16 protein-coding genes and 1 pseudogene are annotated in these 14,151 nt (G+C 58.6%); 6 read left to right on the top strand and 11 right to left on the bottom strand.

Annotated elements, in window-relative coordinates:
* Window positions 1–678 (top strand): glutathione S-transferase family protein, encoded by a 678-nt coding sequence (locus tag IVB05_RS13860; protein ID WP_247784909.1) that lies wholly within the window; start codon window positions 1–3, stop codon window positions 676–678.
* Window positions 679–712: 34 nt separating this feature from the next.
* On the opposite strand, the gene IVB05_RS13855 is transcribed toward IVB05_RS13860, so the two are convergent.
* Together IVB05_RS13855 and IVB05_RS13850 are read right to left on the bottom strand one after the other, a co-directional pair.
* A complete protein-coding gene (locus tag IVB05_RS13855; RefSeq protein WP_247784908.1) occupies window positions 713–1,912 on the bottom strand; it encodes a CoA transferase in 1,200 nt (399 codons plus the stop codon).
* Between the two features lie 108 nt (window positions 1,913–2,020).
* Window positions 2,021–2,653, bottom strand: coding sequence for a 2-hydroxychromene-2-carboxylate isomerase (locus IVB05_RS13850; protein WP_247784907.1), 633 nt, complete (start codon window positions 2,651–2,653; stop codon window positions 2,021–2,023).
* Window positions 2,654–2,893: 240 nt separating this feature from the next.
* Between IVB05_RS13850 and IVB05_RS13845 the strand changes: the two genes are divergently transcribed.
* Entirely contained in the window at window positions 2,894–3,409 is a 516-nt protein-coding gene (locus tag IVB05_RS13845) for a helix-turn-helix domain-containing protein (RefSeq protein WP_247784906.1), read from the top strand.
* Window positions 3,410–3,566: 157 nt separating this feature from the next.
* On the opposite strand, the gene IVB05_RS13840 is transcribed toward IVB05_RS13845, so the two are convergent.
* The 4 genes from IVB05_RS13840 to IVB05_RS13825 all read right to left on the bottom strand — a co-directional run bounded on the left by IVB05_RS13840 (window position 3,567) and on the right by IVB05_RS13825 (window position 6,452).
* Window positions 3,567–4,730, bottom strand: a complete 1,164-nt coding sequence (locus IVB05_RS13840; RefSeq protein ID WP_247784905.1) for an ABC transporter substrate-binding protein — start codon at window positions 4,728–4,730, stop codon at window positions 3,567–3,569.
* Window positions 4,731–5,183: 453 nt separating this feature from the next.
* Window positions 5,184–5,333: a hypothetical protein gene (locus tag IVB05_RS13835; protein WP_247784904.1), complete on the bottom strand. Its 150-nt coding sequence runs from the start codon at window positions 5,331–5,333 to the stop codon at window positions 5,184–5,186.
* Between the two features lie 49 nt (window positions 5,334–5,382).
* Complete coding sequence (locus IVB05_RS13830) at window positions 5,383–5,643, bottom strand: hypothetical protein (RefSeq protein ID WP_247784903.1); 261 nt, start codon at window positions 5,641–5,643, stop codon at window positions 5,383–5,385.
* 320 nt (window positions 5,644–5,963) lie between these two features.
* Entirely contained in the window at window positions 5,964–6,452 is a 489-nt protein-coding gene (locus IVB05_RS13825; RefSeq protein ID WP_247784902.1) for a LysR family transcriptional regulator, read from the bottom strand.
* A gap of 92 nt (window positions 6,453–6,544) precedes the next feature.
* Here IVB05_RS13825 and IVB05_RS13820 point away from each other — a divergent pair.
* Window positions 6,545–6,674, top strand: a pseudogene (locus tag IVB05_RS13820) (TRAP transporter large permease subunit); the annotation flags it as partial.
* Window positions 6,675–6,689: 15 nt separating this feature from the next.
* Here IVB05_RS13820 and IVB05_RS13815 read toward each other — a convergent pair.
* The 3 genes from IVB05_RS13815 to grxD form a co-directional block, all read right to left on the bottom strand.
* On the bottom strand, window positions 6,690–7,091 hold the full coding sequence (locus IVB05_RS13815) for a MarR family winged helix-turn-helix transcriptional regulator (protein WP_247784901.1): 402 nt from the start codon (window positions 7,089–7,091) through the stop codon (window positions 6,690–6,692).
* Window positions 7,092–7,197: 106 nt separating this feature from the next.
* Window positions 7,198–7,407 carry a hypothetical protein gene (locus IVB05_RS13810; RefSeq protein WP_346771877.1) on the bottom strand — a complete coding sequence of 70 codons (210 nt, stop codon included), beginning with the start codon at window positions 7,405–7,407 and terminating at the stop codon, window positions 7,198–7,200.
* A gap of 104 nt (window positions 7,408–7,511) precedes the next feature.
* Window positions 7,512–7,838, bottom strand: a complete 327-nt coding sequence (gene grxD, locus IVB05_RS13805) for a Grx4 family monothiol glutaredoxin (protein WP_247786689.1) — start codon at window positions 7,836–7,838, stop codon at window positions 7,512–7,514.
* Between the two features lie 418 nt (window positions 7,839–8,256).
* Between grxD and IVB05_RS13800 the strand changes: the two genes are divergently transcribed.
* Window positions 8,257–9,453: an acetyl-CoA C-acyltransferase gene (locus IVB05_RS13800; protein WP_247784899.1), complete on the top strand. Its 1,197-nt coding sequence runs from the start codon at window positions 8,257–8,259 to the stop codon at window positions 9,451–9,453.
* 229 nt (window positions 9,454–9,682) lie between these two features.
* Window positions 9,683–10,897, top strand: coding sequence for a multidrug effflux MFS transporter (locus IVB05_RS13795; protein ID WP_247784898.1), 1,215 nt, complete (start codon window positions 9,683–9,685; stop codon window positions 10,895–10,897).
* A 152-nt stretch (window positions 10,898–11,049) separates the two neighbouring features.
* On the opposite strand, the gene IVB05_RS13790 is transcribed toward IVB05_RS13795, so the two are convergent.
* Window positions 11,050–12,273 (bottom strand): ABC transporter substrate-binding protein, encoded by a 1,224-nt coding sequence (locus tag IVB05_RS13790; RefSeq protein WP_247784897.1) that lies wholly within the window; start codon window positions 12,271–12,273, stop codon window positions 11,050–11,052.
* Between the two features lie 491 nt (window positions 12,274–12,764).
* Entirely contained in the window at window positions 12,765–13,259 is a 495-nt protein-coding gene (locus IVB05_RS13785) for a helix-turn-helix domain-containing protein (RefSeq protein ID WP_247784896.1), read from the bottom strand.
* A gap of 154 nt (window positions 13,260–13,413) precedes the next feature.
* Here IVB05_RS13785 and IVB05_RS13780 point away from each other — a divergent pair, with 154 nt between their 5' ends.
* Window positions 13,414–14,130, top strand: a complete 717-nt coding sequence (locus tag IVB05_RS13780; RefSeq protein ID WP_247784895.1) for a hypothetical protein — start codon at window positions 13,414–13,416, stop codon at window positions 14,128–14,130.
* Window positions 14,131–14,151 lie beyond the last annotated feature (21 nt).

Below are 14,151 nucleotides of genomic sequence, written 5' to 3'. Positions count from 1 at the left end.
ATGAACGCGACACCAAACCTGACCCTGTGGGGCGTTGGGACAAGCCGCACCATTCGTCCGCATTGGGCCATGCACGAACTGGGCTTGGTCTACGAGACAAAGCCGATCGGGCCGCGAACGGGCGAGACCAAGACCGCTGAATACACCAGGCTCAATCCGCGCCAGAAAATTCCCTTGTTGCAGGACGGCGACTTCTGCATCGGCGAGAGCGCCGCGATCGTTGCTTACTTGTCGCGAACGTATTCCACGGCGGAACGCTCGCTGATTCCTGAATCCACCCGCGAGTATGCCGCGTGGCTGGAATGGTGTTTCTTTATCGTCGCGGAGCTGGATTCAACCAGCCTTTACGTGATGCGCCGCCACCGGGCTGACGCGCTCGGTCCGATCTACGGTATTGCGCCCGAGGTCGTTGCCCAGGCCGGCGAGTATTTCCGCCAGCAGTTGCGCCATGTCGAAGTAGCACTTGCAGACGGCCGGCAATTCCTGATGGGCGAGCGGTTCACCAGCGCCGACATCCTGCTCACGACCTGCCTTGAGTGGGCCATCGCCTATGGGGTCGGCATTTGCGACAACGCGCAACCCTATCTCGAACGCATCCGGAAACGGGAGGCCTTTCAGCGAGCCGTCGCGGCAAATGCCCCGTTGGTACCGATCACGCCGGTGCCGGCGAAAGCTTAGAAACCGACTAGCACTCGCACGAGACGGTCTTGGGTTAGACCGCCACGCGCACGCTGCGCTCGGCGACCATCTTGTCGATGGCGCCGTCGTCGTAACCCAGCTCCCGCAACACGTCGCGCGAGTGCTCGCCGACCCGCGGAGCCGGCCCGCCGATCGCGGCTTCATTGATCTCAAAGCGGGCCGCCGGCTTCGGCTGCCGCACCCGCCCCACCTTCGGCTGATCGAATTCCGCGATGATATCGCGCGCGATCACCTGTTCATTGTGGATGATTTCGCCTCGCCGCAGGATCGGCGCGCAAGGAACGTCAGCGGCGTCCAGGCGCTCCAGCCATTCGGCAGTGGTGTGCTGGCTGATATACTCCGCCATCTTGTTGATGCGCGCCGTGGCGTTGACCGAGCGCGCCGAAGGCGTCGCAAACCGAGGATCCTTGGCAAGCTCGGGATCGCCGGAGGCCCGGCAGAACCCCTGCCATTCGGAATCCGAGATGGTACCGGCGGTGATGTAGCCGTCGCTGGTCTTGAACACGAGATCCGGCCGATCGTTAGGATCGGCGGCGGTGGTTTCGGCTCCCACCACCGTGTACTGCATCATCCCTTCCGGCCACAGGTATGAAATCATCGCATCCAGCATGGCGACCTGAATGTGATCGCCCTGCCCGGTCTTCTCGCGGGCGTAAAGCGCCGCCGCCACCGCCTGCGCGGTGAACACGGCGGTCGTCTTGTCACATACGATGGTCCGGATCATCTGCGGACGGTTCGTTACCGGCTGCGACTGGATATCGGCAAAGCCCGACAGGCCTTGAATGATCGGATCATAGACGCGCTTCTTCACATACGGGCCGGTCTCGCCGACGCCGCTGATCGAGACATAGATCAAGCGCGGATGGCGTTGACGCAACTCATCGACGCCGAGACCGAGGCGCTCCATGGTGCCGGGCCGGAAATTCTGCACCAGGACATCCGCCTGCGCGACCAGCTTGGCGAGGACCTCACGGCCGGCCGCGCTCTTGACGTCGATCGACAGTGAGCGCTTGCCGCGGTTTGAAGAGATAAAGAGCGCGGAGAATTCGCCATCCTTGTCAATGGTGGCGCGGCTGCGCCGGGTAATATCGCCGCCGATCGGCTCGATCTTCAGAACGTCGGCTCCCTGATCCGCCAGAAACATGGTCGCGAACGGGCCCGACACCACGCCTGTCAGATCGAGGACGCGAACTCCGTTGAGCGGACCGGGCATGACATTCTCCCTTGTTATTACTTTTGCTACAGGGCGGACTGCGAATTTGGCTTTCGGTCGGGCAGGCCCAGCATACGGGGCCTGTCTTCCAGCGCTCAATTCCCGATCTTAGGCCGTTTTCGAAACCGGCTGGCTGGTCTGTTCGACGATCGACTCCTCGACGTCGCGGAGCTGGTCCTTGCCGAAGAACATTTCCTTTCCAACGAAGAAAGTCGGCGAGCCGAATGCTCCGCGGTTGACCGCGTCGGTGGTCCGATCGATCAACCCCTTCTTGACGTCATCCTGCTGCGCACGCGCAATCAACCGGTCGATATCGATGCCTGAGGAGATGAATGCTTTCCGGAAGGTTTCGAGGTCATCCATCTTCTTCGGCTCTTCCCACATATGATGATAGGCCGCGCGGAAATAGGGTTCAAACATGCCTTCGAACTGGGCCGCGACGGCGCCGCGCATCAGCATCAGCGTGTTGACCGGAAAGAAGGGATTCTGTTGAAATTTCGTCGCGTTATGGCGCCGAATGAAGCGCTGGGTCTCCAGCGCCTGGTATTCCGGCTTGTTCTTGATGCCACGAAGCGAGTCGAACGGGGACATGTTGCCCGTCGCCTTGAAGATGCCGCCGAGCAGAACCGGGACATATTCGAATTTCACGCCGGTGCGCCGTTCGATTCCCGGAAGGACCAGTTCCGCCAGGTAAGCGTTCGGGCTGCCGAAATCGAACAGGAATTCAACTTTCAGGGGCATGTCAGCTCCTCCCGTAGAGCGAATGAATGGTCAGGTTTGGTGATCCTCTAGCCTGACCCTGGCTACCATTCGTTCATACAGTTCTAAAATTGAACTGTCAAATCCATGCTGAATTCTGCTAGTTTTAGCGGATCGCCGGGGTATTGTTTCCAATTTAGTACCTATCTAGAATGGTATGAGCGGCTTGCGGTTCCCTCGATGATTCGAGCGGAACAGGCGCCGGACGACCGGAGAGCAGGAATGAAATGGGATGAACTTGAGGAAGAGCCATGTTCGATGGCTCGAACCATCGGTGTGATCGGCGACCGCTGGACGCTTCTGATCCTGCGCGAATGCTTCCTGCGCACGCGCCGCTTCGAGGGTTTTCAGTCAGCGCTTGGAATTACCCGCCATTTGCTCGCAGAGCGGCTGAAAAAGCTGGTTCGGCAGGGCGTGCTACGCCGCATTCCATATCAGGAGTCGCCCAAGCGCCACGAATATATCCTGACGCAAAAGGGCCTCGATCTCTATCCGATCATGATGGCCCTCGTGCATTGGGGTGACACCCATATGGTCGACGAACGCGGACGCCCCCTGCTCCATGAGCACCGCAAGTGCGGCAAGATGTTCGATCCCGTGATGGTGTGCTCGGAATGCGGCGAGCCGCTTTCGGCCAAGGAAGTTCATGTCCATCCTGGACCAGGCGCACGGCCGCCCTCAGAGAAGGTTTCTCTCGACAAGAAGGCGAAGCCGAAGACCCGCAGACAGGCGGCGTGACGGCACCCAGTAAGCCGCGTTTCACAGCCCCGCGCGGATCGAGGGGCATGATTGCCGCCCCTCTTCCCGCTGATATGGACACAAATCGTTCGCGGTGGCTGATAAATTCCGCCTGCCATCACTCCGAAGCGGCATCGAGAACCTCGCTGAACTGGTCTCAACGTGTCCCGGTCCAGCGCTGCAGCCTCATTTGCGTATAGTTCATGTTGATCTTGCCGCTTGTGTTGATCCTGATGCCAGGCAACACCGTCGGCAGGACAACGTCCTTTAGGTTCTTTGCCTGCTTGATGATGTTTTCGCGGGACAGGTCGTTACCGCATTGCTTGATCAGGTGTTCAAGCAGCATGCCCTGTGTGTAACCGAACAGGTAGTTGGTATCGGCGATGTCGACGCCGGGCATGTACTTGTCGATGAAAGCCCGGAAGCTCTTCATTCCCTCGTTATTGTCCCACTGCGAGTCGGTCGGATCCATCGTAATGGTTCCGACAATAACCCCGGTCGATTTATCCAGGCCGGCCGGTTTCAGTGTCGCGCCAACCGAACTCGACGGATAATTCAGGAGAATGGTCGGCTTCCAGCCGCTTTCCGAAGCCTTGCGGATAGCTTGCGCGGCGAATTTCGGCGTCCCGGCCACAAGCAGCGCCTCGGCACCGGAGCTTTTCAAGTTTAGGACCTGCGAGTCGGCAGTCGGATCGCTGATTTCATAGGCGGCCGCTACCACCCTCTTGTCGAAATCACCCTTGAGGATCGCCTTGAAGGCATTGACGTAATCTTTTCCGAGATCGTCGTTTTGATACAGGATCGCGTATTTGGCGTTTGGCAGCGTCTTGGTCAGGAACTTGGCGTAGATCTTTCCCTCAGTGTCAAAGCTGACCAGGCTGGTCGTCGTCAGCGGAAAATCCGTTACATTCGTGAATTTGTTGGAGCCCGAGACGATGGCGATGGCCGGCACGCCTTTCGACATTAAAAACTTTGCCACCGCCGTATTGCCGGGCGTGCCAAGCTGGCTGAACATGAAGGCAACCTCGTCGCTTTCGACGAGTTTGCGAACATGCTCCACCGCCTTGGGTGGGCTGTAGGCATCATCATAGGCGATGTAGTTTATCTTCCGGCCGTTAATGCCGCCGCGGTCGTTGATCGATTGCACGTACGCGAGAATTCCCCGTCCGACGAGCCCGATCGACGAGGCGGGTCCGCTGAACGGAAAAATGCCGCCGACCTTTATCTCAGATGGCGTCACTCCCGGAGTATCAGCCGCAAATGCGGATGATCCCAGCGCCAACAGCATCAGCGCGAAAGCCGGCTTGAAATATTTGAGCATAGCGTCCTCCTCTTATGAACAGTGGAGTGCGCGTCCCCGGCGGGGCCGCGATCCTGCAAACCGCGGCCGTTGCTCGGCCGTCTTCTTTGCAAGCTACAGTTCTTTTTTAGAACTAGTCAAGCCTTCCTAGGAATGATTCGCCGCGCAGCCACGGACCGACTTCAATCCGCATTGAACTGATGAGGCGCTTAAGGTGCTGACTTCAAGGATCTTCATCGAAATTGTGTGCAGAAACACGGCAGAAAAAAAGCTTGCAACTGCGGGTCCGAGATCGCGAGGTGGCGACGATTGCCCCAGCCAGGATGTGACGGGAATATCCCTCCCCTTCGCGGGCAGCAGCTAATAAGTTTTATTATGGAACTATTTGTACGTTCTTCAACTGTGTTGACGGCCGATATCCGACGGAGGCTTAGGCACAGCTGGGTCCGGCCGGGCACCGGCGGCGGAGCAAAATCAACCCTGATGGAGCGGCGTCTTGTCGTCCCCCTGCTCGCTGATCGCATCGGCCGGCGGGAAGATGCTGTCGTATATCGCGCGCGCTTCTCGAACCAGGCGGGCCCGCTCGAGCTCCGATTTCGGAATGAAACGAATGACTTCACCCATGTGCGGCTCCAAACTGGGATACAATGTCTTTCAAATGACGTCCATCATTTCATACATAGATGGGAAGACCATCGCGGATTTGCACCTCACCGGTGGCAACAAAGGGATAAAAAGCTCGTGAACGCGGGACCGGCGACAGGGGCCAATTCTTTTCCAGTACGGGACATTGCACCAGCGGCAGACGCCCTTCCATCGCGTATCGATTGACTACGCGGTGGCCCTCAGCAGCCAGTAAACCGGCCTTCAGCGCATCGATCATGACGCGGTCCAGCAGATCATGGTCGCCTGCAGGATAATCGGGCTGACGCATCTGCCAGATGCGCTTCTCGGCGCTTCATCGATGACCGGCCTGCTTGCACGGCGCGCACGACGTTCGACATCGACATGGGGCGGCGCGGAAAGTGCCATCGCGCGGGTGAAATCTATCTTCCAAACGCGGCCAAAAACTCGACCGGAAACAGAGCTGTTTACATAACGAAACGCGGCACCTTGTATTCTGGCTGGGGCGGGAGGGATCGAACCTCCGAATGGCGGAATCAAAATCCGCTGAATTCACGAGTTAAAATCAATGAGCCTTCTGAATTTTCGCGCCACGTTCACCCATTGACAGCATTGATGAATTTCCCGCGTTCAGAATGGCCGCGACCCGTAACAGCATGCACGACGGGACCTACCCTCGCCGCTCAAAGGATCAAGCTGCCCACTGCTGACGTCGTCCAATTGCTGAATGATTCCGATCTCGTTCAGACGAAACTCCACAAGAGGGTTGTCTCGGCGAAACCGGGAAATTGCTTTCGACAGGACGCCGGTGAAGATGGCCGACCCCACATATCCTATTTCGATATGCCCCAGCTCGCCTCGGCCCGCTTGGCGCGCCACCAGCATGGTTTTTTCGGCTTGCTGAAGGGTCCTGATCGCCTCGTTCAGGGTGACCCGGCCGGCGACGGTGAGTTTGACCGACCTTTTCGTCCGGTGGAAGAGTTCGACGCCGAGTTCGCGCTCGAGCGCCTGAATATGTTGCGTGAGTGCCGGCTGCGCGATACCGAGACGTTCTGCGGCCCTTCCGAAGTGCAATTCCTCAGCCAGAACGGACATGTATCTCAAGCGACGCAGTTCCATTATCAGCCTCCATGGCAACCCCGACGCTGACGCACTGTCGACCCGACCATGCCCATTTCCCTTATTGAATAACCTATAGCCGAATTGGCCGCATCGTCGCCGTCTATTCGCTGTTCGTCGCGACCTGCATCTATCGCGAGCTAATGTTCGCAGCTCTACGAGGTATTCGTCTCGGCTGCCGTTACCACCAGCATCGTGATGTTCCTGGTCGCGGCGGCGGTCGCCAACACGAAATACTCACAGCGTTCGTAGCGTGTTTCGCAATTTATCGGCCCCTGCCCGGCCCAATTTGGCTTCAACGATACTCTGCGCCTTTTCCCAAAGCGGAAGACCCCGTGTCAGAATCTCGCGACCTGACTTCGTTAACAGCACCACGCTTTCGCGACGGTCCTCTCCTGCTTCCAAGGCAACCAAGCCCTTCCGCTCGATCACCTTCACGTTCCTCGATATAGTCGTTCGGTTCAGATCCGTGATCCCAGCGAGCTCGGTGATTCCTAAAGGTCCGCTCCGTTCCAGCCTCTGCAACAGGTTGAATTGCGCGAGGTTGACCCCGACATCCACCAATGTCTCATCGTAGATGGCGGTGAGTCGTCGAGTGGTCTCTCTCAAGATCGTGCAGAAGCATTGCGAATCCGACATAACGCGTGTCCCCCGTTGTGGGCATGGCAAGCAGCTTGGATGGCGTTAGCTGACGGTGGATCCACGGCTCGACGCCGCGAAACTCAAGCGAGGAATCTGCTTTAGCCTAGGCTCCCCTGCCATCCTGTTTGCTAATCACGCATGGCCATGCCGCCAGGCGCTCGGCGGGATGCTGCTTCATCCACTCGGCGAGTTGCGGCGGGGCGATCAGGCAAGACTGCATCGAAACGGCCGCGAAATCTGAGGTGACGACGGTCTTCTCGTAACAATTCACCGGAGAGGAGAGACTGCAGAGGACCGCGATGATTTCATGCAAGCCGCCCTGCATCATGATCCAAGGTCGCTTCGAAGCAGCCGCTGTCCCGCTCTGCAATGCCTCCTGATGGCGAAGCGGGGGCTCTCGCTGTGGCGACAGCGAGCTCAGGATCGCAGTCGTTCCCGCTCCTTCAGTAACAGCGCCTGTAATTCCCCTGAGCGAAACATCTCCGTCACGATGTCACAACCGCCGACGAATTCGCCCCGCACGTAAAGTTGAGGGATCGTCGGCCAATCCGAATAATCCTTGATACCTTGCCGCAGTTCTTCGGACTCGTAGATGTCATGCGATTTGAACGTTACGCCGAGATGGTCGAGTATCCGGACGACTTGCGCGGAAAATCCGCAAGCCGGCGCGACTGGCGTACCCTTCATGAACAAAAGAATCTCGTTGGCGGTCACTTCGCTCCGGATAAAATCTGCAACACTCATGATCCTCCCCTCCATCTGATCGGCGAGCTCCAGCTCTATTACCACTGAAGCGGAGTAGATCAAGGTACGATTTTAGAACTATAACATAAGCCCCAAAGTTCGGCGGCGGCTGGGTCACAATGAACTGTAGATCATCCACCGCGATACGCATGAAAGAAAAAGGCCGGCTGCAGTGCAGCCGGCCGGAGGTCCAAGTCAAGCGGAGCGATACCCTGCCTGCCTTGTAGGAGCTTAAATCGCATCTACGACGAAATTCCGGATAAGTCAATTCCAAAATAGAATTTACTTACAGCCATCCAGTGGGTTCCAACCCGTGGAATGCTCCTCCCTAGAGATGAGACGCGAGCGTTGCATTGCAATTCAATATATAGATGATTATCGTCATATAATAGATCGCGACCCAGCAGGAGAAGCCGCCATGACCGCCACCACTGATCCCGTCGTCATTCTTTCCGCTACCCGCACCCCGTTGGGCCGTTTCATGGGTGAGCTATCACCGGTTACGGCGCACAAGCTCGGCTCCCACGTGATCGGCGCGGCGCTGGAACGGGCCAAATTGGCGCCAGACCGGATCGACGAGGTGTTCATGGGCAACGTGCTGCCGGCCGGACAGGGCCAGGCACCCGCCCGCCAAGCCGCGCGTGGCGCTGGCCTGCCCGATGCCACCGGCGCCACCACCATCAACAAGGTCTGCGGTTCCGGCATGAAGGCAACCATGCTGGCCCACGACATCATCAATGCCGGGTCCGCCACAATCGTGCTGTCTGGCGGCATGGAGAGCATGTCGAACGCGCCCTACCTCCTTGCCAAGGCGCGCGGCGGCTACCGCGCCGGCCACGACCGCGTCATCGACCACATGATGATGGACGGGCTGGAGGACGCCTATGAGACCGGCCGCTCGATGGGCGATTTTGGCGAAGCCACCGCGGAAGCCTATCAGTTCACCCGCAAGGACCAGGACGCCTACGCCATGGAAACGCTCACGCGTGCCCGCAAGGCGGTCGAGGGCGGCGCCTTCAGGGCCGAAATCGCGCCGATCACGCTGACCGAGAAGGCGGGCCCGCGCGCTATTGCCAATGACGAGCATCCACTCAAGGTCGATCCCGCCAAGATCCCCGGGCTGAAAGCCGCGTTCCGAGCCAATGGCACCATCACGCCCGCCGCCTCCTCGGCCAACGCAGATGGCGCTGCGGCGCTCATCCTGGCAAAACGCTCGCTCGCCGATCGCGACGGACTTCCGGTGCTGGCCGAGATCAAGGGCCACGCCACCCACAGCCAGGAACCACAATGGTTCACGACGGCACCGATCCCGGCGATCAAAAAGCTGCTCGATAAGGTGGGCTGGAGCGTCGGCGACGTCGACCTATTCGAGATCAACGAGGCCTTTGCGGTGGTGGCAATGGCCGCGCAGAAGGATCTCGGCATTGCGAGAGAAAGGCTCAACGTCAATGGCGGTGCCTGCGCGCTCGGTCACCCGATCGGCGCTACCGGCGCGCGATTGATCGTGACTCTGTTGCACGCGCTAGAAGCTCAGAATCTGAAGCGCGGCGTCGCCGCGCTTTGCATAGGCGGTGGTGAGGCTACCGCTATCGCGATAGAGCGCGTCGTCCGCTGACAGAACGACCAAATAGAGCATAGTCGGCGAGCAGCACGAATATGCCGCTCGCCGTCTTGTAGCGTCACATCTGAACGCGATCTTCAACCGTCCCGCTTGGTGCGGTCAACTCTCCATGTAGACAATAAACGCAAACTAGGGAGACGTTGGATGCCTAGTTGATCCTGACTCAGGTTTTGTCAGGTCACCCGATCGTACAATTTACGTCCCTCAATAGACGAAAGCGCCCATGGCCGACCTGAGCGAAGCAGACCAGACTGCGCTGCCACACGCGCCCGCCTCCGGCGCCTTACAGATTGCGGTCCTTGCCGCGCTGGCGTCAATGGGAACGCTCGCGACCAACATTCTGCTGCCTTCGCTGCCACAAATGGCGATTTCGCTAAACGTCACAAGCGCGGCGGTCACTTCGGCCATCACAATTTATCTTGCGGTGTTCGCATTGGGTCAGCTCCTGGTCGGACCGCTCTCGGATCGGTACGGAAGAAGCTGGCCGGTATTGATCGGCTTTGCGGTGTTTTTCGCAGGCAGTGTCTGGTGCGGTTTGGCAAGCGATCTGCCAAATCTTCTGATCGGCCGGGTCTTGCAGGCCTTGGGCGCGTGCGCGACATCGGTACTGTCGCGCGCCATCGCCCGTGACTTGTTCAGTGGCGCGGCGCTGGCACGCGCGATGGCACTAATCATGATCGCGATGTCGGCGGCTCCCGGGCTCTCGCCGCTGGTTGGGGGTGCCCTCGATCAAGCCTTTGGCTGGCGCTCCGAATTCGCTCTTGTCGCCTCGTTCGCTGTGATTGGCGCCATTGCCTATCGCAACGTGCTCGGCGAAACCCACTATTCGGTCCGAATTCCACTCGATCCAGTCGCCATCACCAAAACCTATTTCGGCCTGATCAGCGATCGTCGTTTCGCTGTCCCGGCGGCAACCGTCAGCCTGGTCATAGGCGGGTTGTTCTCGACCTTTTCGGCTGCTCCCCGCTTATTCATCGAAGCACTTCAATTCACCCCGATCCAGCTCGGTCTGTTCTTCGCCGGCACCGTCCTGATCGTATTCGCGGCCGGCATGATGGCGACGAAATTTGCCTCACGCTACGGGCTCGAACGCTCGATCCGTGCCGGTTTGTTGACAGCGGCCACCGGCAGCGTGGCGATCTTGCTCGTCTCGCTGTTCAGCCCGACTTTCTTGCCGTTTCTCTGCGCGATGTGCGTGTTCCTCTTTGGTATGGCCATTATCAGCCCACTCGGCACCGCGCAGGCACTCTCTCCGTTCGGCGAGAAAGCCGGTGCGGCTTCAGCGCTGCTCGGCTTCTGGCAAATGATGAACGCCGCGGCCGGCGTATGGATGGCCGCCACCGTGTCCCATGACGCAATGTTTGCGCTAGGCGCGGTGTTGACTATCTTTTCGCTGGCTGCTCTCGGCCTGTACGCGCTGAACCCGCGTCTCGATTAGCTCGGGACAGGGAACAAGCGGCCACGGCCGCCAGAGCGGCACGCGTGCCCCGCCTGCCTTCGGAAGGAAGATGCCGTCGTCTTCGACCTCAATCAGCTTCGGGTCGGGTAGCGGAAGCTGTTGTTCTGTTGTTGTCTGAATAGGAGAGCGAGTCAGCTGCGTTCGGCGCTGAGGAGCGGCCCGAACAGTTCCCAGCTGCTACCCTGGAATCGCTGCATTTGAAGCTGTTTGATCAAGTCGTAGTCGGTCGGGCTGCTTTTGAGGCGGATGCCGGGAAGCAACTGTCCGACCTCGATATCGAGTTTTGTCGCCTGCTTGAGCACGTTCTCGCGGGTGAGATTGTCGCCGCATTTCTTGAGCACTTCGACCATGGTCTTTCCGACGGCGTAGCCGTACACCGTGAATCCATCGTTTTTGTCGCCGTCAGGAAAATACTTGTCCATGAAGCCCGACCACTCTTTCATACCAGGGTCGTTCTTCCACTGCGCATCGTTTGCGTCTTTGAGATAAACGGCGCTCAACACACCCTGAGCGTTTTCGAAGCCGGCCGGCTTTATCACGCCGTTCACCGACGTTGAAACGTTGCTAACGATGTGAACGGGTTTCCATCCCACTTCGGCGACCTTCCTGATGCTCTGCGCCGTAAATTTCGGCGTTGCGATCGTCAGCAGAACATCGGCATTCGCGGATTTAATCTGAACGATCTGGGAATCGACCGTCGGCGCCGTCACTTCGAATGGAGCCTCTGATACGATCATCGAGGCCTTGGCTCCCAGACCGTCGCGCAGGCCGGTGAGGTAATCTTTGCCGAAGTCATCATTCTGATAAAGAACTCCGATCTTCGCGTTCGGATGGTTCTTCAAGATGTATTGCGCGTAGATGCGGGCTTCGTTCTGGTAGTTGGGAACGAATGCCATCGTCCAGGGAAAGTTCTGCGGATCCCCCCACTTCGAAGCCCCGGTCGCGAGGAAGAGGTGCGGGATCTTCTTCGTGTTGAGGTACTTGTGGATGGCGGAGTTGCCCGACGTTCCTAGTATGCCGAACATCAGCAGCACTTCGTCGTTCTCGACGAGTTTGCGCGTCTGCTCGACGGTTTTCGGTGGACTGTAGCCGTCGTCGTAGCTGATGAAGTTGATCTTGCGGCCGTTGATGCCGCCCTGCTCGTTTACCATTTTGAAATATGCGGAGAACGTCTTGCCGATCACGGAGTAGGCGGACGCCGGGCCGCTGTATGGCATGATGTTGCCGATTCTGATTTCGGTATCGCTCGCGCCAGCGTCATAAGCCTTCTGGGCGATCGCGCCGGTCGCGGTCGCGGCGCTGAGCAGACCGGCGGCCAGTAACGAACCCGCAGTCTTCAAGATGCGATAGTCCATTGGTGTCCCTCCCTAAGGGGCAGATGTGGATGTTCGCCTGGCCTTTTATTTGTGGCTCGTGACGAAGGTCAGTTCCAATATGCTCACCGGTAACCCGTGCGCTGCGCTAGATCAAAAAATCGAGATAGCCCTATTCACGTGTGATTAGCGGCACTGCCGCCTGGTCTTGTCTGCTGACCGGCTCTGAATCCGCGTGGCGTCAGAACGTGTTCGCAACGTTTCGATTGCCGGGCGAAAAAAACGGCCGCAGCAGGCCGTCTTCCACCCAGCCCGCTCGGCACCGCGCAAGCACTCTCTCCGTTCGGCGAGAATGCAGGTGCTTCAGCGCTGCTCGGTTTCTGACAACTGATGAACGCCGCGGTCGGCGTATGGATGCCGCCGCCGTGTCGCATGACGCCATGTTCGCGCTGGGTGTTGTGTTAACGATCGTTTCGCTGGCTGCTCTGGGCCTGTACCGTCTGAAACCGGGTCTTGATTGGCAACAAACCAAGTCATCGTTGGTTGAACTTGGTCAGTCGCCACCTCACCAAATCATCAGCGCCTGGGCCGGCCTGTGGTTGGACATCCCTTAAGCGTACTACTTCGCCCGATTTGTCATCGACGAGTGCGAGCTTTACCGGACGGCCGCTGTTCTTGTTGATGAATTTGAGTGGTGGCCCCGCACTCCCCGTAATCGCCCATTTGTCCCCTACCTGGGCAAGCGCCTGAACTACCAGAATAGTGTCCCTGCCCTTTCGGGTCAGCAGATACTCGTAGCGATCAGGCCCCGTCTGATATTGCCGCCGCTCGATCAGTTCATTTTCCTCGAGGTGCTTCAGCCGGTCGGATAACGTGGCGTGGGTGACACCGGTCGACTTCCTCAGATCTTCATATTTGCTCAATCCCAGCGACAAATCGCGCAGGATCAGAACGGCCCAGCGGTCGCCGACGGCGTCGAGCACGCCGGCGATGGAGCACGCCATTCCCTCAAAGCTCTTCGACCTCATTCGCCTCAATCTCCGAATAACTCTTATTACCAGAGTAGTCGCGCCGGGAGCGCTATCCAAGGGCCTGGTCCTGGATCTCCCGCAAAATTCGCTTGCTTTTTAGTCACTCTTATTATTAGAGTTAATATAAGATGGCTACGGGAGGACACGAGGCATGAACGAACTGCGCGACCTTGTCCTCGACGCCCATGGCGTCGCTCGATGGAAAACGGCCAGGACGATCGAAGGCGAGATGTCGATCACCGGTGCGCTATGGGCCAGAAAAGGCTGGCCCGATGCGCTCAAGCAGGTTCACGTAACAGCCGATACCAACGGCCAGCGGGTCAGTTACCGGCCATTCACGAAGCCGGATTGGCGCAGTGTCTATCGACCCGAGGCGGTCGCAATCGAGACACCCGACGGAAAATTCAACAAGAGCCGCGAAAATCCCCGTGCTGCCTTTCAAGGCCACACGGTCGAGACGGCCTGGGACGATCTTCACCTCGCCTATTTCAGCGGTTACGCGATCTGGAACTATCTCAATACCCCGTTTCTCTTTCAGCTGCCGGGCGTCAAAACGGAAGAGATCGAGCCGTGGGACGAGCACGGCGAAAGGCGGCGCCGATTGAAAGTGACATTTCCAGACTCGATCGCGACGCATTGTTCCGAACAGGTGTTTCACGTCACCTCGGCTGGCCTGATCTCGCGCCTCGATTACGACGCCGCCGTGACCGGTGGGATTCCAACAGCGCATTACCTCTCGGATTACCGGGATTTCGGCGGAGTCAGGATCGCGACCAAGAGGCGCGCTTACCGCAGAAAGGTTGACGGTACCGCGATCAAAGACGGCGTTGCGGTTGCAATCGACATAACCCACATCCGGCTTTCATAGAGAAGTGAAGGCAAACGCGTC

It is taken from the genome of Bradyrhizobium sp. 170, from assembly GCF_023101085.1.
GTDB lineage: Bacteria > Pseudomonadota > Alphaproteobacteria > Rhizobiales > Xanthobacteraceae > Bradyrhizobium.
Note: the sequence above shows the minus strand (reverse complement) of the source record. Positions and strands in the feature narration are given on the sequence as shown.